At 69.7% G+C, this 21,074-nt stretch carries 19 protein-coding genes; 13 read left to right on the top strand and 6 right to left on the bottom strand.

The genetic code is table 11. The features are described 5' to 3' along the window. Positions 1 to 39 precede the first annotated feature (39 nt). A complete protein-coding gene (gene cofD, locus AB0B66_RS03360) occupies positions 40 to 1,002 on the bottom strand; it encodes a 2-phospho-L-lactate transferase (RefSeq protein ID WP_360522184.1) in 963 nt (320 codons plus the stop codon). Positions 1,003 to 1,060: 58 nt separating this feature from the next. On the opposite strand from cofD, the gene AB0B66_RS03365 reads away from it, so the two are divergent. Further along, the gene (locus AB0B66_RS03365) at positions 1,061 to 3,568 is read left to right on the top strand and encodes a bifunctional FO biosynthesis protein CofGH (RefSeq protein ID WP_360522187.1); all 2,508 of its coding nucleotides are present in this window, start codon (positions 1,061 to 1,063) and stop codon (positions 3,566 to 3,568) included. 320 nt (positions 3,569 to 3,888) lie between these two features. Then, positions 3,889 to 4,146, top strand: coding sequence for a WhiB family transcriptional regulator (locus AB0B66_RS03370; RefSeq protein WP_120316911.1), 258 nt, complete (start codon positions 3,889 to 3,891; stop codon positions 4,144 to 4,146). Positions 4,147 to 4,237: 91 nt separating this feature from the next. On the opposite strand, the gene AB0B66_RS03375 is transcribed toward AB0B66_RS03370, so the two are convergent. Next, complete coding sequence (locus tag AB0B66_RS03375; RefSeq protein WP_230686544.1) at positions 4,238 to 4,618, bottom strand: metallopeptidase family protein; 381 nt, start codon at positions 4,616 to 4,618, stop codon at positions 4,238 to 4,240. 186 nt (positions 4,619 to 4,804) lie between these two features. On the opposite strand from AB0B66_RS03375, the gene AB0B66_RS03380 reads away from it, so the two are divergent. Next, on the top strand, positions 4,805 to 5,167 hold the full coding sequence (locus tag AB0B66_RS03380) for a DUF3499 domain-containing protein (RefSeq protein ID WP_360522190.1): 363 nt from the start codon (positions 4,805 to 4,807) through the stop codon (positions 5,165 to 5,167). 301 nt (positions 5,168 to 5,468) lie between these two features. On the opposite strand, the gene AB0B66_RS03385 is transcribed toward AB0B66_RS03380, so the two are convergent. Both AB0B66_RS03385 and AB0B66_RS03390 read right to left on the bottom strand, forming a co-directional pair. After that, on the bottom strand, positions 5,469 to 6,812 hold the full coding sequence (locus AB0B66_RS03385; RefSeq protein ID WP_360522193.1) for an FAD-dependent oxidoreductase: 1,344 nt from the start codon (positions 6,810 to 6,812) through the stop codon (positions 5,469 to 5,471). After that, positions 6,809 to 8,155 carry an aspartate aminotransferase family protein gene (locus AB0B66_RS03390; RefSeq protein WP_360522196.1) on the bottom strand — a complete coding sequence of 449 codons (1,347 nt, stop codon included), beginning with the start codon at positions 8,153 to 8,155 and terminating at the stop codon, positions 6,809 to 6,811. Before AB0B66_RS03390 ends, AB0B66_RS03385 begins: the two co-directional genes overlap by 4 nt. 268 nt (positions 8,156 to 8,423) lie before the next feature. On the opposite strand from AB0B66_RS03390, the gene AB0B66_RS03395 reads away from it, so the two are divergent. Then, positions 8,424 to 9,662, top strand: coding sequence for a spermidine/putrescine ABC transporter substrate-binding protein (locus AB0B66_RS03395; RefSeq protein ID WP_360522199.1), 1,239 nt, complete (start codon positions 8,424 to 8,426; stop codon positions 9,660 to 9,662). 91 nt (positions 9,663 to 9,753) lie between these two features. On the opposite strand, the gene AB0B66_RS03400 is transcribed toward AB0B66_RS03395, so the two are convergent. Further along, positions 9,754 to 10,233 carry an Lrp/AsnC family transcriptional regulator gene (locus tag AB0B66_RS03400; RefSeq protein WP_360522928.1) on the bottom strand — a complete coding sequence of 160 codons (480 nt, stop codon included), beginning with the start codon at positions 10,231 to 10,233 and terminating at the stop codon, positions 9,754 to 9,756. Between the two features lie 293 nt (positions 10,234 to 10,526). Between AB0B66_RS03400 and AB0B66_RS03405 the strand changes: the two genes are divergently transcribed. The 9 genes from AB0B66_RS03405 to AB0B66_RS03445 all read left to right on the top strand — a co-directional run bounded on the left by AB0B66_RS03405 (position 10,527) and on the right by AB0B66_RS03445 (position 19,801). Next, a complete protein-coding gene (locus AB0B66_RS03405) occupies positions 10,527 to 12,011 on the top strand; it encodes a gamma-aminobutyraldehyde dehydrogenase (protein WP_360522202.1) in 1,485 nt (494 codons plus the stop codon). Positions 12,012 to 12,057: 46 nt separating this feature from the next. After that, a complete protein-coding gene (locus tag AB0B66_RS03410) occupies positions 12,058 to 13,293 on the top strand; it encodes a spermidine/putrescine ABC transporter substrate-binding protein (RefSeq protein ID WP_360522205.1) in 1,236 nt (411 codons plus the stop codon). Between the two features lie 4 nt (positions 13,294 to 13,297). Next, the gene (locus tag AB0B66_RS03415) at positions 13,298 to 14,383 is read left to right on the top strand and encodes an ABC transporter ATP-binding protein (protein ID WP_360522208.1); all 1,086 of its coding nucleotides are present in this window, start codon (positions 13,298 to 13,300) and stop codon (positions 14,381 to 14,383) included. A 1-nt stretch (position 14,384) separates the two neighbouring features. Beyond that, on the top strand, positions 14,385 to 15,308 hold the full coding sequence (locus AB0B66_RS03420; RefSeq protein WP_360522211.1) for an ABC transporter permease: 924 nt from the start codon (positions 14,385 to 14,387) through the stop codon (positions 15,306 to 15,308). Beyond that, on the top strand, positions 15,308 to 16,141 hold the full coding sequence (locus AB0B66_RS03425; protein WP_360522214.1) for an ABC transporter permease: 834 nt from the start codon (positions 15,308 to 15,310) through the stop codon (positions 16,139 to 16,141). Before AB0B66_RS03420 ends, AB0B66_RS03425 begins: the two co-directional genes overlap by 1 nt. A 152-nt stretch (positions 16,142 to 16,293) precedes the next feature. Next, on the top strand, positions 16,294 to 17,706 hold the full coding sequence (locus AB0B66_RS03430; protein WP_360522217.1) for an FAD-dependent oxidoreductase: 1,413 nt from the start codon (positions 16,294 to 16,296) through the stop codon (positions 17,704 to 17,706). A gap of 89 nt (positions 17,707 to 17,795) precedes the next feature. After that, positions 17,796 to 19,058 carry a saccharopine dehydrogenase C-terminal domain-containing protein gene (locus AB0B66_RS03435; RefSeq protein ID WP_360522220.1) on the top strand — a complete coding sequence of 421 codons (1,263 nt, stop codon included), beginning with the start codon at positions 17,796 to 17,798 and terminating at the stop codon, positions 19,056 to 19,058. An 84-nt stretch (positions 19,059 to 19,142) separates the two neighbouring features. Next, the gene (locus tag AB0B66_RS03440; protein ID WP_360522223.1) at positions 19,143 to 19,352 is read left to right on the top strand and encodes a type II toxin-antitoxin system VapB family antitoxin; all 210 of its coding nucleotides are present in this window, start codon (positions 19,143 to 19,145) and stop codon (positions 19,350 to 19,352) included. Continuing rightward, on the top strand, positions 19,349 to 19,801 hold the full coding sequence (locus tag AB0B66_RS03445) for a PIN domain nuclease (protein ID WP_360522226.1): 453 nt from the start codon (positions 19,349 to 19,351) through the stop codon (positions 19,799 to 19,801). The genes AB0B66_RS03440 and AB0B66_RS03445 overlap by 4 nt, the downstream gene beginning before the upstream one ends. 530 nt (positions 19,802 to 20,331) lie before the next feature. On the opposite strand, the gene AB0B66_RS03450 is transcribed toward AB0B66_RS03445, so the two are convergent. Further along, on the bottom strand, positions 20,332 to 20,922 hold the full coding sequence (locus AB0B66_RS03450) for a 4'-phosphopantetheinyl transferase superfamily protein (protein WP_360522229.1): 591 nt from the start codon (positions 20,920 to 20,922) through the stop codon (positions 20,332 to 20,334). Between the last annotated feature and the right edge of the window lie 152 nt (positions 20,923 to 21,074).

Genomic DNA, 21,074 nt, shown 5'->3' on the forward strand with positions numbered 1-21,074 from the left:
CCACCTCGTTGCGCTCGTTGCCGTGACCAGTGTGCTCATTCACGCGACGCCGCCCAACTCCAGGGCTGCGCGAACCATGGCGGCGGTGGCGTCGTCATCGGTCATCCAGAGGGGTACGGCGCGCACACGTACGCCGGGGACGTCGGTGGGGGCGTCTGCGGTGTCGACGAGCCAGCCGTCGAGCACACCGCCGGCGGATTGGGCTCCGAGCAGGCGGCCGACGCCCTGGGCGGAGCATTCGACGTCCACGGCGGACAGGCACTTGTCGGCCATGCCGCGTACGGGGCTGCCGCCGATGATGGGGGAGACGCCGACGACGGGGGCGGAGCCGCTGACGAGGGCGTCGCGCAGGGCGCTGACGGCCAGCACGGGCGCGATGGACACCACGGGGTTGCTGGGGGCGAGCAGCACGATGTCGGCGGCCTGGAGCGCGTCGAGCACGCCCGCGGCGGGTTTGGCGGTGTCGGCGCCGACGAAGCGGAACTGCTTGGCGGGCAGCGCGGCGCGGTGGCGTACCCACCATTCCTGGAAGTGGATGGCCTGGTCGCCGCTGCCGTCCTCGGCCGCGACCACGACGTGGGTTTCGAGCCGGTCGTCGGTGGCGGGCAGCAGGGTGATGCCGGGCTGCCAGCGGTCGCAGAGCGCGGTGACGACGGCCGACAGCGGGTAGCCCGCGTTGAGCATGCGGGTGCGGACCAGATGGGTGGCGATGTCGCGGTCGCCGAGGCCGAACCAGGTGGGCTCCGCGCCGTACTTGGCCAGCTCTTCCTTGACGGTCCAGGTCTCGCCGGCGCGGCCCCAGCCGCGTTCGGGGTCGATGCCGCCGCCGAGGGTGTACATGACGGAGTCGAGGTCGGGGGTGATGCGCAGCCCGTGCATCCACACGTCGTCGCCCACGTTGACGACGGCGGTCACCTCGTCGCCGGTGGTGCGGGCGTGGGCCCGCACTCCGGCGAGGAAACGCGCGCCGCCGATGCCACCTGCCAGCACCACGATCCGCATGGCGACATCCTCCCGCACCGCGGGAGGCCGACGGGGCCAGGGTCGTAGGCTGGCCTCCATGTCCAGCGAGGTCGTTGCCCAGCCGGTGGTCGGTTCCGCGGAGATCGGCCGTGCGCTCAAGCGTGCGGCGGCGGGGAGGGCATTGGACGCCGCGGAGGCTACTGCGCTGCTCAGCGCCTCGGGGGCGGCGTTCGACGAGCTGCTGGCGCTGGCTTCGGGGGTACGCGACGCGGGGTTGCGCGACGCCGGGCGGCCGGGCGTGATCACGTACTCGAAGAAGGTGTTCATCCCGCTGACCCGGCTGTGCCGTGACCGGTGCCACTACTGCACGTTCGCGACGGTGCCGCACCGGCTGCCCGCGGCCTACCTGGACCGGGACGAGGTGCTGGCGATCGCCCGGCAGGGCGCGGCGCTGGGCTGCAAGGAGGCGCTGTTCACGCTGGGTGACCGGCCGGAGGAGCGGTGGCCGGCGGCGCAGCAGTGGCTGACCGAGCGAGGGTACGCGTCCACGATCGACTACCTGCGGTCGGTGGCGATCGCGGTGCTGGAGGAGACCGGCCTGCTGCCGCACCTGAACCCGGGCGTCATGAGCTGGCCGGATCTGCAGCGGCTGCGGCCGGTGGCGCCGAGCATGGGCATGATGCTGGAGACGACCGCGACGCGGCTGTGGTCGGAGCCGGGCGGCCCGCACTACGGCTCGCCGGACAAGGAGCCCGCGGTGCGGCTGCGGGTGCTGGCCGACGCGGGCCGCGTGGGGGTGCCGTTCACCACGGGCATCCTGATCGGCATCGGGGAGACGCACGCCGAGCGGGTCGACGCGATCTTCGAGCTGCGCCGCAGCGCCCGGGAGTACGGGCACCTGCAGGAGATCATCGTGCAGAACTTCCGGGCCAAGCCGGACACGGCGATGCGCTCCACTCCCGACGCGTCGGTGCTCGACCTGGCTGCCACGGTCGCGGTGACGCGGCTGCTGATGGGGCCGGGCATGCGCATCCAGGCCCCGCCGAATCTCATCGACGCCTCGTTCGAGCTGCTGGTCAAGGCCGGGATCGACGACTGGGGCGGGGTGTCGCCGCTGACGCCCGACCACGTGAACCCGGAGCGGCCGTGGCCGCACCTGGACGAGCTGGCGGCGCTGACCGCCGCCGCAGGGTTCGAGCTGCGCGAGCGGCTCACGGTGTATCCGAACTATGTGCGCGGCGCCGAGCGGTGGCTCGACCCGCGGCTGCACCCGCACGTGCGGGCCCTGGCCGACGAGCACGGCATGGCCGTCGCGGACGCGCCGGTGACCGGCCGCCCGTGGCAGGAGCCCGAGGTCGAGGGCGGGGTCGGCCGCGTCGACCTGCACCGCGAGATCGACGCCGAGGGGCGCACCGGCGACCGGCGCGGCGACTTCGACACGGTGTACGGCGACTGGAACGCGGTCGGTGAGGCGGCGGCCGCTGGCGCGGGCCCCGCGGTCAGCGTGGGGGCGCTCGCGGCGGGGCTGCGGATCGCCCGGGAGAACCCGGCGGCGCTGCTGGAGCCCGTGCACGAGGAGGCGGCGCTGGCCCTGCTGCACGCCGACGGGGCGGCGCTGGACGAGCTGTGCGGCATCGCCGACGACGTACGCCGGGACACGGTCGGCGACGACGTCACCTATGTGGTCAACCGGAACATCAACTTCTCGAACGTGTGTTACGTGGGCTGCCGGTTCTGCGCGTTCGCGCAGCGTGAACGCGACGCCGACGCGTACCGGCTGAGTGTCGAGCAGGTCGCCGACCGGGCCGAGGAGGCCTGGCGCGACGGCGCGACCGAGATCTGCGTGCAGGGCGGCATCGACCCGCAGCTGCCCGTCTCGGTGTACCCGGACCTGGTCCGCGCCGTGAAGGAGCGGGTGCCGGGAATGCACGTGCACGCCTTCTCGCCGATGGAGATCGTCACCGCGGCCGCCAAAGCGGGCGTGTCCGTGGCGGACTGGCTGACCCGCCTGCGGGACGCGGGCCTGGACACCATTCCGGGCACCGCCGCGGAGATCCTCGACGACGAGGTGCGCTGGGTGCTGACCAAGGGCAAGCTGCCCACCTCGGCCTGGGTGGAGACCGTCGAGACGGCGCACCGGCTGGGCATCCGGTCCAGCTCCACGATGATGTACGGCCACGTCGACCATCCGAAACACTGGCTGGGCCACTTCCGGGTGCTGGCCGGGCTGCAGGACCGCACCGGTGGCTTCACCGAGTTCGTGGCGCTGCCGTTCGTGCATACCAACGCCCCGATCTACCTGGCCGGCATCTCGCGCGCGGGGGCGACCTGGCGCGAGAACCGGGTGGTGCACGCGATGGCCCGGTTGCTGCTGCACGGGCGTATCCCCAACATCCAGTGCTCCTGGGTGAAGCTGGGCGACGAGGGCACCGTGGCCATGCTCAACGGGGGCTGCAACGACCTCGGGGGCACTCTTATGGAAGAGACGATTTCCCGGATGGCCGGATCGGCGCACGGCTCGGCCCGTACGGTGGAACAGCTGCACGCCATCGCCGCGGCCGCCGGTCGGCCCGCCCGCCAGCGCACCACGAGTTACGTGCGCTAGCGGCTCACTCCTGTCCGAAGGTCGTCAGCACCCTGCCGTCAAGTTCGACACGCCAGCAGAATTTCGCCACGACACGCCCGACATGCCGTCACCGGTTTCGGGTCTGAATCGATAGGGCAGTGGCGGGACGGTGAAATACCGAACCGAACGGCCCTGCCGGGCGTGTACCAGAGTGAGCTTGACGGTGCACGTAGGACACGCGTGTAATTTTGCGTGGGGCTGGAGGTAGCGGCATCCACAAAACCGCCTATGTGGACAAACGCTCTCCAGGTGGGGGGTTGCGCCGGTCGTGACCGGCGCGCAATAAGGAGGCAGCGGAGATGGACGGTCGCCCCGTCGTGGCGGATCTGCTGGGCAACGCGCCCGAGTGGCAGGAGCACGCGCTGTGCTCCCAGACTGACCCGGAGGCGTTCTTCCCCGAGAAGGGTGGTTCTACCCGCGAGGCCAAGCGCATCTGCTCGCGCTGCGAGGTCAAGTCCGAGTGCCTGGAGTACGCGCTGTCGCATGACGAGCGCTTCGGCATCTGGGGCGGACTGTCCGAGCGCGAGCGGCGCAAGCTCAAGCGCCGCGCGATCTGAGACTTTCGAGCGCTGCCGGCCCGTGGGGGCGGTCCGGCAGCGCTCCGACAAGCAACACCGCCGCTCCGGCGAGCGCGTCCGGCCTGGTCGGCTACGCGAGATCGTCGGGGTTCAGGCCCAGCAGGTTGGCGACCTGCTCGACGATCACGTCACGCACCAACTCGCCCAGGTCGTCGCGATCTGAGGCCCGGAACTCCAGCGGACGCCGGTAGACCACGATCCGCGGCGGCACCCCGTGCCTGCCCGGCCGTCCCGGCAGCAGCCGCGCCAGCGGCACCCGCCCGTCCTCCAGCACGTCCGAGTCGTAGACGTTGAGGTCCGGGGGCACGTCTTCGACCGCGAACTCCACCCCGGCCAGCTCGGTCGCGAACCGCGCCTCGAGCGACTCCACCGTGTCCAGCACCAGCTCGTCGAAGACCTCGGCCTTCGTCCGGGCCAGGGGCACGCTGGCCGGCACCAGCCGACCGCGCATACCCCGGCCGTGGCGGTCGCGTCGGCGGCGGGCGGCGGTCGGGCGGCGGCGGGCGGGACTGGTCACCCGGCAAATGTATCCCCGAGCGCCAGTGCCGGTACCCGGTACGGGGCCGTGATCCTTCCCTCGGCGTGTCGCGGCGCAACCGGCGTGCCGGTGCGCGGCGGGGCGCTAACGTCACACGCCGTGAGGTCTCCACGGCGTTGCTCTCGTAACGGCTGCCCCCGGCAGGCGGTTGCAACGCTGACCTATGTCTATGCGGAGTCCACGGCGGTGGTCGGCCCACTCGCCGCGTACCAGGAGCCGCACACGTACGACCTGTGCGAACCCCACGCCCTGAGCCTGACCGCTCCCCGTGGCTGGGACCTCGTCCGCCACGACGGCGAGTTCGAGCCCCCACCGCCCACCACCGACGACCTGGTGGCCCTGGCCGAAGCGGTCCGCGAGGCAGCCCGCCCCGCCCCCCGCCAGCCCGCCCCGGAGCCGCCCCACAACGGCCCGCCCACCCCCGGCCGCCGCGGCCACCTCCGCGTCATCCCCCCGTCCTGAGCGGCGAAGGAAGGGCACCTTCCCATCGCTATTCGTAGAGGAAGGGCACCTTCTTAACGTCGGAAGGGGTGCTGGCAGGGCGTTCGTCGGGCGCGACTGCGGGTAGACGTCCACGGCGCGACCGACGTCCACGGCTCGGACGTGCCGGATGCCGAAGGCAGTGGGTCCGGCTTTGCCGCCATGATCGCTGCTTTGGGTCAAAAGGTGAGATCAGACCGTAGATCCTGACCCGAAACAGCGATCATGCGTAGCGCGGCGACGAGCGGAGCGTTAGGAAGGGCACCTTCTATTACGCGGAGCGTTAAGAAGGTGCCCTTCCTTCGAAGCGGTCGAGGGCGACGACGGCGCGGAGGGCGGCGTTGATGCCGAGCCAGCGCAGGGGTTCGGGTTCCCAGCGCGGGGAGCGGTGATTGACCCAGGGCAGGACGGTCAGCGAGGACTCGACGCCCGTGATCAGGTCGGCGAGGGTGCGGCCGGCCAGGTTGGTGGCGGCGACGCCGTCGCCGACGTAGCCGCCCGCCCAGGCCAGGCCGGTGGACCGGTCGAGGCCGACCGAGGGGTGCCAGTCCCGGGTGATGCCCAGCGGCCCGCCCCAGGCGTGGGTGATCTTCGCGTCGCCCAGGGCCGGGAACAGCTCGACCAGGGTGTTCCGGAGTGCGAGGTGTACGGACGGCTCGTTGTCGAAGGACGGGCGTATCGCCGAGCCGTAGTGGTATGGCGCGCCGCGCCCGCCGAAGGCGAGCCGGTCGTCGGCGGTGCGCTGGCCGTAGATGACCAGGCGGCGGTGGTCGGTGAAGGTCTCCCGCCGGTCGAGTCCCGCCTCGTCCCAGAAGGACTTCGGCAGCGGCTCGGTGGCGATCATCAGCGAGTAGATCGGCACCACGGCACGCCGTTGACCGGGCAGGCTCGCCGTGTAGCCCTCAGTGGCCCGGACGACCGTGTCGGCCCGCACCGTGCCGTGCTCGGTGCGCAGCGCGGCACGGTGCCCGCCGACCGCGTTGTGCGGCGCGCCCGCCATGATCTCCAGCACCCGGGTCCGCTCGTAGATCGCGACGCCGAGCCGCTCGACGGTCGCTGCCAGCCCGCGAACCAGCCGCAGTGGTTGCACCGCCGCGCAGTGCGGGGACCAGGTCGCCCCGTGCACCGCGGTCGCGCCGCACCGGTCGAGCGCCTCGGCCTGGTCGAGCAGCCGCAGCTCGAACCCATACGACGCGGCCAGCTCCGCCTCCGCCCGAGCCCCGCGCCACTGCGCCGCGGATCGGGCCAGCCCCAGCGTGCCGCCCTTGTCCCAGTGGCAGTCGATGCCTTCGGCGGCGGCGGCCCGGCCGACCTCGTCCACGGTGTCGATCATTGCCTGCTGGAACGCGATCGCCACGCCCCGCCCGTGCAGCTTCTCCAGCTTCGGCAGGGGTGTGGGCAGCAGCCCGGAGCACCAGCCGCCGTTGCGCCCGGATGCGCCGAACCCGGCCTGCTCGGCCTCCACGATCGCGATCCGCAGCCCGGGATCTGCCCGGCGCAGGTAGTACGCCGTCCACAGGCCGGTGTAGCCCGCGCCCACGATCGCCACGTCGACATCCAGATCGCCGGGCAGGCGCGGGCGGGGCGTGACGGCCCCGCCCGCGGTGTCGAACCACAGGGAGGTCACAGCAGGGACGAGGCCCGGGTCAGCACGTCGCGCAGGATCTGCTCGATCTCGTCGAACTGCTGCTGGGTCGCGGTCAGTGCCGGGGAGAGCTGGATAACCGGGTCGCCCCGGTCGTCGGCGCGGCAGTACAGGCCCGCGTCGAACAGCGCCGTGGACAGGAAACCGCGGATCAGCCGCTCGGACTCCTCGGCGTTGAACGTCTCCCGGGTGGCCTTGTCCTTGACCAGCTCGATGCCGTAGAAGTAGCCCTCGCCGCGCACGTCGCCGACGATCGGCAGGTCGTACAGCTTCTCCAGGGTGGCCCGGAACGCGGGCGCGTTCTGGCGGACGTGCCCGACCAGGTCTTCACGCTCGAACACGTCCAGGTTGGCCAGTGCGACCGCGCAGCTGACCGGGTGCCCGCCGAAGGTGATGCCGTGGGCGAACATCTGCCCGTCGGCCAGGAACGGCTCGATCAGCCGGTCACTGGCGATCATCGCGCCGAGTGGGGAGTATCCCGAGGTCATGCCCTTGGCGGTGGTGATGATGTCGGGCTGGTAGCCGTAGTACTGGGCGCCGAAGTACTCGCCGAGCCGGCCCCAGGAGCAGATGACCTCGTCGGACACGAGCAGCACGCCATAGCGGTCGCAGATCTCGCGTACCCGCTGGAAGTAGCCGGGCGGGGCGGGGAAGCAGCCGCCCGCGTTCTGCACCGGCTCCAGGAACACCGCGGCGACGGTCTCCGGGCCTTCGCGCTCGATCGCGCGGGCGATCTCCTCGGCCGCCCACACGCCGAACGCCTCGTAGTCGTCGCCGTGCTCGGGGGCGCGGTAGAAGTTCGTGTTCGGCACCTTGATGCCGCCGGGGACCAGCGGCTCGAACTCGGCCCGGAACGCGGGCACGCCGGTGATGGACAGCGCGCCCATCGAGGTGCCGTGGTAGGCGAGGTAGCGGCTGACGACCTTGTGGCGCAGCGGCTGGCCGACCTTCTTGAAGTAGGAGCGGGCGAGCTTCCACGCGCTCTCCACGGCCTCGGAGCCGCCGGTGGTGAAGAAGACGCGGTTCAGATCGCCGGGGGTCAGCTCGGCGATGCGGTCGGCGAGCTCGATGGCCTTCGGGTGGGCGTACGACCAGAGCGGGAAGTAGGCCAGCTCGTGCGCCTGCTTGGCGGCGGCGTCGGCGAGCTCGGCGCGGCCGTGGCCGGCGTTGACCGTGAACAGGCCGGCGAGGCCGTCGAGGTAGCGCTTGCCGTTGCTGTCCCAGACGTACGTGCCCTCGCCGCGGACGATCGTCGGCACGCTGCCCTCGCGGTAGGCGGCCATGCGGGTGAAGTGCATCCAGAGGTGGTCGGTTTCCTTGCCCATCGTGAGGCCTCACTCATCGGTACGTTGCGGCGTTGCCTACGGTTATCGCACACGTAGTCGAGATACAGCAACCCTCTCCGTAGTATTTTCGCGCGACGGCTACGGATTTCGTAGTACGTCGGCAACCGGGCCGACATCGTTGGGCGGTAACGGGCGGTTTGTGAGCTGCCGCACCTCAGCGGGCGGACGCCGGGTCGATTTAGGCACAATTGCGGGTCACCCCTTTACCCCTCCAGGCTCTCAGCCTGCCCAGCGAGAGGTGCCTAGATTGCGCGCTCGTCCTCTGTCGGCTCCGGCCCGCGCCCTGCTCGCGGCCACCACCGCGACCCCCTCGCGCCGGCGCGTGCTGCGCGGCGCCCTGGCCGGCGGCGCGCTCGCCGCGACCGGCGGGGTCATGGCCGCGTGCAGCCCCAGCGGCATGGCCCCCCAGGCGGGGGCGTCGACCCGGCCCGCGTGCAAGGCCACCGACGTCTCGGCGAGCGAGCGCAAGGTGTCGTTCGGCAACTGGGTGCAGTATCTGGACGTCGATGAGAACGACGAGAAGCGCCACCCGACGCTGGCCGCCTTCAAGGCGCGCACCGGCGTCGACGTGTCCTACACCGAGGACATCAACGACAACAACGAGTACTACGGCAAGATCCGCGCGCAGCTCGCGGCCTGCCAGACCATCGACCGGGACATCGTGGTGTTCTCCGACTGGATGGTCAACAAGTTCATCCGCAACGGCTTCGCGCAGGAGCTGGACCCGGCCAAGACGCCCAACTACCGGCGCAACCTGCTGCCCTCGCTCAAGGCCCGCCCGTACGACCAGGAGCTGCGCTTCGCGGTGCCGTGGCAGTCCGGGCTGACCGGCTTCGCGGTCAACACCCGCGTCGCCAAGGAGGTGCGCACCATCGACGAGCTGCTCACGCGCCCCGACCTCAAGGGCAAGGTGAGCGTGCCGATGGAGATGCCGGACACGATGGGCCTGCTCATCGCGTCGCTGGGCAAGAACCCGGCGGCGTTCACGCCCGAGGACTTCGACGCCGCGCTGGACAAGCTGCGCAAGGCCGTCGAGTCCGGGCAGATCCGCCGCTTCACCGGCAACGAGTACGTCCAGGACCTGGCCAAGGGCGACGTCGCCGCGGCCATCGCCTGGTCCGGCGACGCCCTGCAGCTGGGCCTCAACGACGAGAAGATCAAGTTTGTATCGCCGGACGAAGGCCTGCTGATCTGGTCCGACGCTGCCGTGATCCCGGTGACCGCGACGCACGCGAGCAACGCGATGGCGCTGCTCGACCACTACTACGACCCGAAGGTCGCCGCGGAGCTGGCCGCGTGGGTCAACTACGTCTGCCCCGTCGCCGGCGCGCAGGACGAGATGGTCAAGATCGACCCCGAACTGGCCGAGAACAAGCTGATCTTCCCCGACGACGCCATGCTCGCCGACGTGAAGGCGTTCGCCCCGCTCGGCGAGGCCGAGGAGAAGGAGTACCAGGCGAAGTTCTCCGCCGTCATGGGCGTCTGACGCACCCGGTTTGTCATAGACGATGGCCTATTACATCGAGTATTTGTAGATCAAACTCGATGTAATAGGCCATCGTCCATGTAAAGCGGGGCTAGGCGGTGCCCCAGGAGTAGGTCTGCTTGCGGAGTTTGAGGTAGACGAAGACCTCGGCGCCGATCACGCCGTCCACGGCGCGCACCTCGTGCAGGATCTCCAGCAGGTGGTCGTCGTTGCGGCAGACCGCCTCCAGCAGCAGGTCGTACGACCCGGCGGTGATCACCACGTAGTCGACCTCCTCGATCTCGGAGATCCGGTCGGCGATGCCGTCCAGGTCGCCCGTGGTCTTCACGCCGATCATCGCCTGCCGGCCCAGCCCCAGCTGGAGCGGGTCGGTGACCGCCACGATCTGCATGACGCCCGCGTCGATGAGCCGCTGTACCCGTTGTCTCACGGCCGCCTCGCTCAAGCCGACCGCGCGGCCGATGGTCGCGTACGGTCTGCGGCCGTCCTCCTGCAACTGCTCGATGATCTGCTTCGCGATGTCGTCGAGGAGCGCGTGGTTGGCGTGGTTGAGTTGAGGGTGTCGGCGGATGACAGCGCGTGGTGCGGCGGAGTCGGCGGGCGTCGGCAATGAGGCCTCCTGGGGCGTACGCAGAGGGGGATCGCGAGGGAGATGATCCGGCCCGAGCATCGTATCGCTACGAGGCAGACGATTCCGGCACTTGGTGGGCAGGCTTGTAACGGAAACGTCATCAACTCGCGATGTTGGCTGCCGGAATTCGTAGTCGCACCCCAGATTCGCCACGGAATCCCTTGTCATGTGGCGCACGTCATGTCACGATCGTCGCGCCACGGGTTGTTAACCATCTGACAGCGGGAGGCGATATGAACGGCTTTTCGCCGAATGTCATCGGTGAGCGTTTCGCCGATGGGACGTCGGGTGAGCGGTTCACCGTGGTCAACCCCGCCGACGGTAGCACCGTCGCCGAGTACGGACTCGCTGGTCAGGAAGATGTGGACGCCGCCGTCGCGGCTGCGCGGGCTGCTTTCCCGGGCTGGTCGGGCGCGACGCCCGGCGAACGCTCGGGCGCGCTGCACCGCCTGGCCGGGCTGCTGAGCGAGCGGGCCGCGGATTTCGTGGCCGCGGAGGTGGCGCAGACCGGCAAACCGGTGCGCCTGGCGACAGAGTTCGACGTGCCGGGGACCATCGACAACACCGCCTTCTTCGCCGGGGCAGCCCGTGACCTGCAGGGCAAGGCGGCGGGGGAGTACTCCGCCGACCACACCAGCTACGTGCGGCGCGAGGCGATCGGCGTGGTCGGCTCGATCTCGCCGTGGAACTACCCGCTGCAGATGGCGGCCTGGAAGATCCTGCCGGCCATCGCGGCGGGCAACACCATCGTGCTCAAGCCCGCTGAGCTGACCCCGCTGACCAGCGTGATGTTCGCGCGGGCCTGCCTGGACGCGGGCATCCCGGCCGGGGTCGTCAACGTGGTCACCGGGCGCGGCCCGGTGGCCGGGGCGGCGCTGGTCGCCCACCCCGAGGTGGACATGGTCAGCTTCACCGGCTCGACCGCGGTGGGCCGGGGCATCGGCGCGACGGCCGCGGGCGCGGTGAAGCGGGTGCACCTGGAGCTGGGCGGCAAGGCTCCGTTCCTGGTGTTCGACGACGCGGACGTGGAGGCCGCGGCGCAGGGCGCGGTGGCCGGTTCGCTGATCAACTCAGGGCAGGACTGCACCGCGGCGACCCGCGCGTACGTGCAGCGCCCGTTGTACGACCGGTTCGTGGCCCGGGTCGCGGAGCTGTTCGAGGGTGTGCGCGCCGGGGACCCGCTGGACCCGGCGACCGACATCGGCCCGCTGATCAGCCTTGCCCAGCGCGACCGGGTGGCGGGGTTCGTCGACCGTGCCCGCGCGGCGGGTGCCAAGATCGTGGCGGGTGGCCGGGTGCCCGAGGGTCTGGCGCACGGTGCCTACTACGCGCCCACCCTGGTCGTCGACGCCGCGCAGGACAGCGAGATCGTCCAGCAGGAGGTCTTCGGCCCGGTGCTGGTCGTGCTGCCGTTCGACGCCGATGATGAGGGTGTGGCGCTGGCCAACGACACGCCGTACGGCCTGGCGGCGAGCGTGTGGACGCGCGACGTGCACCGGTCGCTGCGGGGCACGCGTGAGTTGCGCGCCGGATGTGTGTGGGTCAACGACCACATCCCGATCATCAGCGAGATGCCACACGGGGGTTACCGTCGCTCCGGCTTCGGAAAGGACATGTCCACGTACTCGTTCGACGAGTACACCCAGATCAAGCACGTCATGTACGACACCACCGCGGTCGCCGCGAAGCCGTGGCACCGCACCGTCTTCAGTCAGTAAGTGATATCTGCGCCTGTACACCCCTCTGGCAGTGAAGGAACCTTCGATGGCTCGTCGCATACCACTCTCCCCGCAGGCTCAGGCAGTGCTGGCGGCCATGCCGTCGCGCCGGACCGTGTTGCGCGGGGCTCTCGCCGGAGGGGCGTTCGCGGTGGCCGGCGGTGCGCTGGCCGCCTGCGGCACCAAGGGCACCGGCAACGGCAACGCCGGCCCGTCGGCCGGCCCGCTGTGCACCGTCGCCGACGTGTCGGCCACCGAGCGCAAGATCGCCTTCTCGAACTGGCCCGCCTACATGGACGAGGACGAGAAGAACCCCGAGGTCCACCCGACGCTGGTCGCCTTCAAAGCCAAGACCGGCATCGACGTCACCTACACCGCCGACATCAACGACAACAACGAGTTCTACGGCAAGATCCGCACGCAGCTCGCCGCCTGCCAGCCGATCGACCGGGACCTCGTGGTGTTCACCGACTGGATGGCGGCGACGTTCATCCGCAACGGCTTCGCCGCCAAGTTCAACGCCGACAAGGTCGCCACGTTCAGCAAGAACCTGGCCCCGTCCCTGCGCAGCCGCCAGTTCGACCCGAACATGGAGTACGCCGCGCCGTGGCAGTCGGGCCTGACCGGCATCGGCGTGAACACCGCGGTGACCAAGGAGGTGCGCACGGTCGACGAGCTGCTGACCCGCCCCGACCTGAAGGGCAAGGTCACCTGCCTCACCGAGATGCACGACACGATGGGCTTCATGCTCCTGTCGATCGGCAAGGACCCGGGCAACTTCACCACCGCCGACTTCGACGCGGCGCTGGAGAAGCTGAAGGCCGCCGTGGCGTCGGGCCAGATCCGCCGCTTCACCGGCAACGACTACGTGCAGGACCTGGCCAAGGGCGACATCGCCGCCTGTATCGCGTGGTCCGGCGACGTGATCCAGCTCGGCTTCGAGAACGACAAGATCAAGCTGGTGACGCCGGACGAGGGCATGATGCTCTGGTCGGACAACATGCTGATCCCGATCACCTCGCCGCACGCGGCGAACGCGATGGCGTTGATCGACTACTACTACGATCCGAAGGTGGCCGCCGAGCTGGCCGCGTTCGTGAACTACGTCTGCCCGGTGGCGGGCGCGCAGGAGGAGATGGTCAAGATCGACCCGGACCTCGCGCAGAACCCGCTCATCTTCCCCGACGCCGCGATGCAGTCGAAGATCAAGATCTTCAAGCCGCTGACCGAGGCTGAGGAGAAGGAGTACCAGGGCAAGTTCCAGGCAGCGATCGGGGCGTGACAGGTTGACCGACCAGGACCTCTGCATCGAGAACGTCACCAAGACGTTCGGCGGCTTCACCGCCGTCGACGACCTCACCCTGACCATTCCGGACGGCTCGTTCTTCGCGCTGCTCGGGGCGTCGGGCTGCGGCAAGACCACCACGCTGCGCATGGTCGCCGGCCTGGAGGAGCCGAACGCCGGGCGGATCACGCTCGGCGGGCTGGACATCACCCGGATGCGCCCGTACAAACGGCCGGTCAACACGGTGTTCCAGAGCTACGCGCTGTTCCCGCACATGAGCGTCGAGGACAACGTGGCGTTCGGCCTGCGCCGCAAGGGCGAGAACCGGGCGGAGACCCGCCGCAAGGTCGCCGAGATGCTCGACCTGGTCCAGCTGGGCCAGTACGGGTCGCGCCGCCCGGCGCAGCTGTCCGGCGGGCAGCAGCAGCGGGTGGCGCTGGCCCGGGCCCTGGTCAACCAGCCCGAGGTGCTGCTGCTCGACGAGCCGCTCGGCGCGCTCGACCTCAAGTTGCGCCGCCAGATGCAGATCGAGCTCAAGCGCATCCAGACCGAGGTCGGCATCACCTTCGTGCACGTCACGCACGACCAGGAGGAGGCCATGACCATGGCCGACACGGTCGCGGTGATGCAGGCGGGGCGGATCGAGCAGCTGGGCGCGCCGGCCGAGATGTACGAGTTCCCGGCCTCGGCGTTCGTGGCCAACTTCCTCGGCCAGTCCAACCTGATCAAGGCGGAGGTCACCGGCCAGGCCGACGGCCACGTCACGGTCGACGCGCACGGCAACCGGCTGGCGGTGCCGGCGGGCCGGTGCCGGGTCACGTCGGGCACGGCTCTGCTGGGCGTACGCCCGGAGAAGCTGCACCTGGCCGACGGCCTGGACACGGTGCCCTCGGGCCACGCGGCGGTGCGGGGCGTCGTCACCGACGCGTCCTTCACCGGCGTCTCCACGCAGTACCTGGTCCGCGCCCCGTGGGGCAGCGAGCTGACGGTGTTCGTGCCCAACTCCGGCATCGCGAACCCGGCGCTGCCCGGGACCGAGGTGGCGGTGCACTGGTCGCCCGCCCACTCGTTCCTCGTGGGGAGCTGACGTGGCCGCCCTGCTGCCCACGGCGTCGGGCACCCCCGCCGCCGCCACCGAGATCCCGGTCGAACCCCCGGCCGGGATGCGGCGGCGCAAGTGGATCCCGTACGCCCTGCTGGCCCCCGGTCTGCTCTGGCTCGCGGTGTTCTTCGTCTACCCGGTGTTCCAGCTGGTCATGGCGAGCCTGTGGGACCCGAGCGGCTCGGTGGAGACCGGCTACACGTTCGCCTGGGCCTTCTCGAACTATGCCGACGCGTGGGAGATGTTCCACGTCCAGTTCCTGCGCTCACTCTGGTACGCGCTGATCACCACGGTGGTCTGCGTGCTGCTCGGCTACCCGCTGGCGTACGCCATCGCGATCAAGGGCGGGCGCTGGAAGAGCCTGATGCTGGTCGGCGTGATCGCGCCGTTCTTCACCAGCTACCTGGTGCGCACGTACTCGTGGAAGGCGATCCTGTCCGACAGCGGGCCGGTGGTCGACTTCCTGAAGTGGGCGCACCTGCTCGGACCGGACGGGCGGCTGCTGGCGACCGAGTTCGCGGTGATCGCGGGCTTGGTCTACAACTTCCTGCCGTTCATGGTGCTGCCGCTGTACGCCAGCCTCGACAAGCTGGACGTACGGCTGCTGGAGGCCGCGCGCGACCTCTACCACGGGCCGGTGCGCAGCTTCTTCCGCGTGACACTGCCGCTGTCCATGCCGGGCGTCATCGCGGGCACCCTGCTCACCTTCATCCCGGCCGCCGGTGACTACGTGAACGCGCAGCTGCTGGGCGGGCCGAACACGCAGATGATCGGCAGCGTGATCCAGTCGCGCTTCCTGATCGTCAACGACTACCCGATCGCGTCCGCGCTGTCGGTGATGCTCATGGCGACGATCCTGGTGCTGGTGACGATCTACGTCAGCACCGCGGGCACGGAGGAGGTGGTCTGATGCACGGGTTCTGGCGCCGGCTCGCCGAGAAGTGGGTGCTGCTGCTCGGGTTCGTGCTGCTGGCCTACCTGTTCGTGCCGATCGCCGTGGTCATGCTGCTGTCGTTCAACCAGCCCGCCAGCCGCAACACGACGTACGTGCTGGACCTGGAGACGTTCCAGTTCACCTGGAACAACTGGACCGACATCTGCGGTGCGGCCGGCATCTGCGACTCGCTGATGCGCAGCATCTACGTGGGCCTGTCGGCGACCGTGATCGCGACCATCCTGGGTACTTTGATCTCGTTTGCCCTGGTTCGCTACCGGTTCATCGGCCGGGGCAGCACCAACACGCTGATCTTCCTGCCGATGGCCACCCCGGAAATCGTCATGGGAACGTCGTTGTTGACCCTGTTCATAGGGCTGCAGATTCCGATGGGCTTCTTGACGATCCTCATCGCGCATGTCATGTTCTGCATATCGTTCGTGGTGGTCACCGTGAAGGCACGGCTGGCCGGGCTTGATCCGAGGCTGCAGGAGGCGGCGATGGACCTGTACGCGACGCCGTGGCAGGCGTTCCGTCTGGTCATCCTGCCGCTCGTGCTACCCGGCATCGTGGCCGCCGCCCTGCTGGCGTTCTCGCTGAGCTTCGACGACTTCATCATCACCAACTTCGTCACCGGCACCAGCGACTACACCACCTTCCCCATGTTCATCTGGGGCTCGAACCTGCGCGGCATCCCGCCGCAGGTCAACGCCATCGCCACCGCGATGTTCCTGATCTCGTTCGCGTTCGTCATCGCGGGCCAGCTGCGCACCCGTCGCCGCTCCGCCCGCCGCGCCGCGACGTCCTAGATCTCCTGACGGCCGCCGACCGGCCCCACGCCTGATTCGTGGGAGCCGCTCGGCGGTCGTTTGGCATTCCTGGACATTTCGTTTGTCTAGGGATTTATAGGGAAATGAAGCCGCAAACCGGCTTCCCGGTAGTAGAAGGAGGAGATCGGCTCATGCGGGCCAAAGGATCAAAACTGTGGGCGTCGGCGCTGTCAGACACGTCGCCGACGCCGTACTGGACGGACCGGCCCTCCCGGCCGGCACCCGTGCCCCCGCTGACCAGCGCGACCACCGCGCAGCTGGCAGTCATCGGGGGCGGCTACAGCGGCCTGTGGACGGCGCTGCTGGCCAAGGAGCGCGACCCGTCGACCGACGTGGTGGTGCTCGAATCGGGGGTGTGCGGCCACGCCGCCTCCGGACGCAACGGCGGATTCTGCTCCGCGAGCCTCACGCACGGGCTCGCCAACGGGGTGGACCGCTTCCCGGACGAGATCACCGAGCTGGAACGGCTCGGCCGGGAGAACCTCGACCAGATCGAGGACACGCTGGCCAGGTACGGCATCGACTGCGACTTCGAGCGCACCGGTGAGCTGGAGGTCGCCACCTCCGCGTACCAGCTGGACTGGCTGCACGAGTCGGCGGAGCTGACCCGGTCGATGGGTTACCGCGCCGAGGTGTTCGACGCCGAGCAGGTACGGGCCGAGGTCGACTCGCCCACGTACCTGGGCGGCTGGTGGGACCGCGACCGGGTGGCCATGGTCGACCCGGCGAAGCTGGCCTGGGGCCTGCGGCAGGCGTGCCTGACCCTGGGCGTGCGCATCTACGAGGGCACCCCGGTGCTCGGGGTGAGCAGCGGGCGCGACGGCCTGCTGCTGCGCACCCCGCACGGCGAGGTGCGCTCGGCCCGGGTCGCGCTGGCGACCAGCGCCTTCGGACCGCTCGTGCGCAAGCTCAAGCGCTACCTGATCCCGGTGTACGACTACGCCCTGATGACCGAGCCGCTGACCGCAGCCCAGCTCGGTGACCTGGGCTGGCGTAACCGGCAGGGGCTGGGCGATTCGGCGAACCAGTTCCACTACTACCGGCTCACCGCGGACAACCGGATCCTGTTCGGCGGCTACGACGCGATCTACCACTTCGGCAACCGGATCGCGCCGACCCTCGAACAGCGCCAGGACACCTTCACCCGGCTGGCCGAGCACTTCTTCACCACGTTCCCGCAGCTGGAGGGACTTCGGTTCACCCACAGCTGGGGCGGGGTGATCGACACCTGCACCCGCTTCTGCGCCTTCTTCGGCACCGCCTTCGGCGGCAGGCTGGCCTACGCGGCCGGCTACACCGGACTGGGCGTCGGCGCGACGCGTTTCGGCGCGCAGGTGATGCTCGACCACCTCGAAGGGGCGTCCACGGAGCGCACCAGGCTGGACTTCGTACGGTCCAAGCCCTGGCCGCTGCCGCCGGAGCCGCTGCGCTCGCTCGGCATCCAGCTGACCCGCTGGTCACTGGCGCGCGCCGACGAGCACCAGGGCCGCCGCAATCTGTGGTTGCGCACGCTGGACCACGCCGGGCTGGGCTTCGACTCCTGACGCTCCTGTCCCGCCGTCCCACCGGTGGGAAACACACCTGAATCAAGTCGTTTCGTGGCATTCGTCGCCACGATGTTGAAGGGATTTTTATGCGTATCCTGCTGGTCGGCGCTGGTGGCGTCGGCAGTGCAGCAGCCGCCATCGCCGCTCGCCGTGACTTCTTCCAGCTCATGGTGGTCGCCGACTACTCCCTGGAGCGCGCCCGGCGGGCCGTCTCCGGACTGGACGACCGGTTCGTCGCGGCGCGCCTGGACGCCTCCCGCGCCGTCGACGTCGCCGAACTGTGCCGCGAACACGAGATCACGCACGTGCTCAACGCGGTGGACCCCCGCTTCGTCATGCCGATCTTCGACGGGGCGTACGCGGCCGGGGCGGACTACCTCGACATGGCCATGTCGCTGTCCCACCCGCACCCCACCGATCCGTACGCCAAGACCGGCGTGATGCTCGGCGAGGAGCAGTTCGGCAAGGCCGTCGCCTGGGAGGCGGCCGACCGGCTCGCGCTCGTCGGCATCGGCGTCGAGCCCGGCCTGTCCGACATCTTCGCCCGGTACGCCGCCGACCACCTGTTCTCCGAGATCGACGAGATCGGCGTGCGGGACGGCTCCAACATCACCGTCGAGGGCTTCGACTTCGCCCCGTCGTTCTCCATCTGGACCACCATCGAGGAGTGCCTCAACCCGCCGATCATCTGGGAACGCGAGCGCGGCTGGTTCACCACGGCTCCGTTCAGCGAACCCGAGGTGTTCGACTTCCCCGAGGGCATCGGCCCGGTCGAGTGCGTCAACGTGGAGCACGAGGAGGTGCTGCTCATCCCGCGCTGGGTCGACGCGAAGCGGGTCACCTTCAAGTACGGCCTCGGCACCGAGTTCATCGAGATCCTGAAGACCGTGCACAAGCTCGGCCTCGACTCCACCAGGCCGGTCGCCATCGGCGGCGGCAAGTCGACGGTCATGGTCTCGCCGCGCGACGTGCTCGCCGCGCAGCTGCCCGACCCCGCCACGCTGGGCTCCCGGATGAAGGGCAAGACCTGCGCCGGCACCTGGGTCAAGGGCAAGGGCCTCGACGGCCGGGCCAAGGAGATGTACCTGTACCACGTCGTCGACAACGAATGGTCCATGCGCGAGTACGGCCACCAGGCGGTGGTGTGGCAGACCGCGGTGAACCCCGTCGTCGCGCTGGAGCTGCTGGCGCAGGGCGTGTGGAAGGGCGCCGGGGTGCTCGGCCCGGAGGCGCTCGACCCGGTGCCGTTCCTGGACCTGCTGACCGCGTACGGCTCGCCCTGGGGCATGCGTGACCAGCAGCCCTTTCGGGCGGTGACCCAGGCGGCCCGCGAACAGATCGCCGCCTGACGCGTTGTCCCCGCGTCCGCTCGGGTATATCTCCGAGATGAGTCGGGATATACCCGAGCGGGCGCGACGCTGCGGGAGCGTGTCATGGCGAAGACGCTGGTGGACATCGACGAGGAGGCGCTCGCACTCGTCATGGCGGAGCTGGGCACCTCGACCAAGGTGGAGACCGTCAACCGGGCGTTGCGGGAGATCGCCCAGCGCCGTCAGGCACGGGTGGCCCAGTTCGTGAAGGTCGCTTTGCTCACCGCGGATCGTCTCGCCGAGACCGACGTCGACCAGGCAGCCTGGCGGTGATCTACCTCGTCGACAAGTCGGCGTGGGAGCAGCTGCGTTACAGCGACGCCGCCCGTCAGACGATGATGACCCGGTTCCTGGAGGGCCAGATCGCCCTGTGCCCGGTGATCGTCGCGGAGATGTGCTTCTCCGCCCGCAACCACGCGGAACTCACCACCATGCGCGGGGAGTACGAGTCTGTCGTCTGGTTGGAGACCACCGATGCGGCCCAGCGGCGAATGATCGACGTGATGCGGCTGCTGGCGCAACGCGGGCACCACCGCAGCGTCGGCATTCCGGACCTGCTGGTCGCCGCCACCGCGGAAGCCCACGGGGCGACTGTCCTGCACTGCGACAGCGACTTCGAGCGGATCGCCGCCATCACCGGGCAGCCCCATGAATGGATCGTGACACGGGACAGCGGACACGGTGAGGCCAACCCTGTTGCAGGCAAGCCCGCGGGATCCTAAGGTGATCTTCGCGGCGCGCCCGGTGCGCTGGTGACGGATACACCATGGAGGCCTCGCGGCCTGTGAAGTGCTCCCGGAGACGGGACTCCGCCGCCACCTCGATCTCGGGCCGCGCCGGCACCACTGTCTGTGTGGGTTCACATCATCTTTGATGTGGGGCACATCAAAGATGATGTGAAATGCCGAGGGGATGCGTCCTCCGGTCGGAAATCCGTTGCCGCGGCGCACGGCTGGATCTAGGTTGGACCTACGTCTCCCGGTGCGCAGGCAGCGGATACTTCTTCCTCCATGGGTCGCGGGTTCGAGCCCCGCCCAGGCCTTCGGGTCCGGTAGCTCAGATGGCAGAGCAATGGCTACGCCGCCGCCGACCTTGATCTCGGGAGACGAACACGGCACGCCCGGTGCGCAGGTAACGGCTACTCCACTGCAAATGGGGAGGTCGCGGGTTCGAATCCCGCTCGCCGTCCGTCAGGACGGTGGTAGCTCAGCGGCCCAGAGCGCCAGGTCCCGGCGACGGGACCACCACGCCGTCACCGACTCGATCTCGGGCGTGCCGCGTTTTCTTCCTCGTTCCAGCAGGCGACCGAAATAGAAGCACCGAGCGCCGTTGCCGCGTCGCAGGCCAGGCCGAGCACCGTTCCCTGGTGACGCCAAGCCGCAACAGTCATGGTGGGCAGGCCGGGCAGTGTCGCCGTCAGCCTCGCGGTGAGGGGCAACGGCATGGGCCGGAGTAGGCCGCCGCCGCGCAGCCCGACGCCGAGAGCCTTGCCCACGGCTTCCTTCGCGGTCCACAGCAGCAGAAAGTCGTCAGGGTGGCGGGCGACCCAGTCTGCTTCCGGCGCGGAGAACCAGCGCCGGGCCAGTTCGGCTGCGGGCAGGTGGCGGATCGGCTCCACGTCCACGCCCAGTGGGCCGAGATCGGTGACGGCGACGGCCGCCAAGTTCGGGGTGTGGCTGATGGCCAGGTGCAGGCGGGGAGCGCCGATCACATAGGGCCGGCCCGCCGGCTCGCGGCCGATCTCGATCTGCGCGGGGTCGATGCCGAGCACCTGGCCGGTGGCGTGCCGGGCCAGGGCGGTGGCGTCCACGGCGGAGGCCAGCCAGATCCGGATGCCCGACATGAGGAACACGATGGCACGTGTGGGGCCCTCGACAAACCCTTTGCCCGCCAGGGGATCGCGCACCTACATTGATCTCCGCACCTCCCGGTGCGCAGGCCCACGGCTACTTCACTGGTATTGAAGACGGCGCAAGCCGATCTCTGTCCGTGGCC

The organism is Catellatospora sp. NPDC049111, assembly GCF_040648615.1.
Classification (GTDB): domain Bacteria; phylum Actinomycetota; class Actinomycetes; order Mycobacteriales; family Micromonosporaceae; genus Catellatospora; species Catellatospora aurea.

Bases quoted from the DNA above. Each gene is read 5' to 3' on its own strand.
- cofD (WP_360522184.1), bottom strand. From the start codon at position 1,002: ATGCGGATCGTGGTGCTGGCAGGTGGCATCGGCGGCGCGCGTTTCCTC.
- AB0B66_RS03365 (WP_360522187.1), top strand. From the start codon at position 1,061: ATGTCCAGCGAGGTCGTTGCCCAGCCGGTGGTCGGTTCCGCGGAGATC.
- AB0B66_RS03370 (WP_120316911.1), top strand. From the start codon at position 3,889: ATGGACGGTCGCCCCGTCGTGGCGGATCTGCTGGGCAACGCGCCCGAG.
- AB0B66_RS03375 (WP_230686544.1), bottom strand. From the start codon at position 4,618: ATGCGCGGTCGGCTGGTGCCGGCCAGCGTGCCCCTGGCCCGGACGAAG.
- AB0B66_RS03390 (WP_360522196.1), bottom strand. From the start codon at position 8,155: ATGGGCAAGGAAACCGACCACCTCTGGATGCACTTCACCCGCATGGCC.
- AB0B66_RS03405 (WP_360522202.1), top strand. From the start codon at position 10,527: ATGAACGGCTTTTCGCCGAATGTCATCGGTGAGCGTTTCGCCGATGGG.
- AB0B66_RS03410 (WP_360522205.1), top strand. From the start codon at position 12,058: ATGGCTCGTCGCATACCACTCTCCCCGCAGGCTCAGGCAGTGCTGGCG.
- AB0B66_RS03425 (WP_360522214.1), top strand. From the start codon at position 15,308: ATGCACGGGTTCTGGCGCCGGCTCGCCGAGAAGTGGGTGCTGCTGCTC.
- AB0B66_RS03430 (WP_360522217.1), top strand. From the start codon at position 16,294: ATGCGGGCCAAAGGATCAAAACTGTGGGCGTCGGCGCTGTCAGACACG.
- AB0B66_RS03435 (WP_360522220.1), top strand. From the start codon at position 17,796: ATGCGTATCCTGCTGGTCGGCGCTGGTGGCGTCGGCAGTGCAGCAGCC.
- AB0B66_RS03440 (WP_360522223.1), top strand. From the start codon at position 19,143: ATGGCGAAGACGCTGGTGGACATCGACGAGGAGGCGCTCGCACTCGTC.
- AB0B66_RS03450 (WP_360522229.1), bottom strand. From the start codon at position 20,922: ATGTCGGGCATCCGGATCTGGCTGGCCTCCGCCGTGGACGCCACCGCC.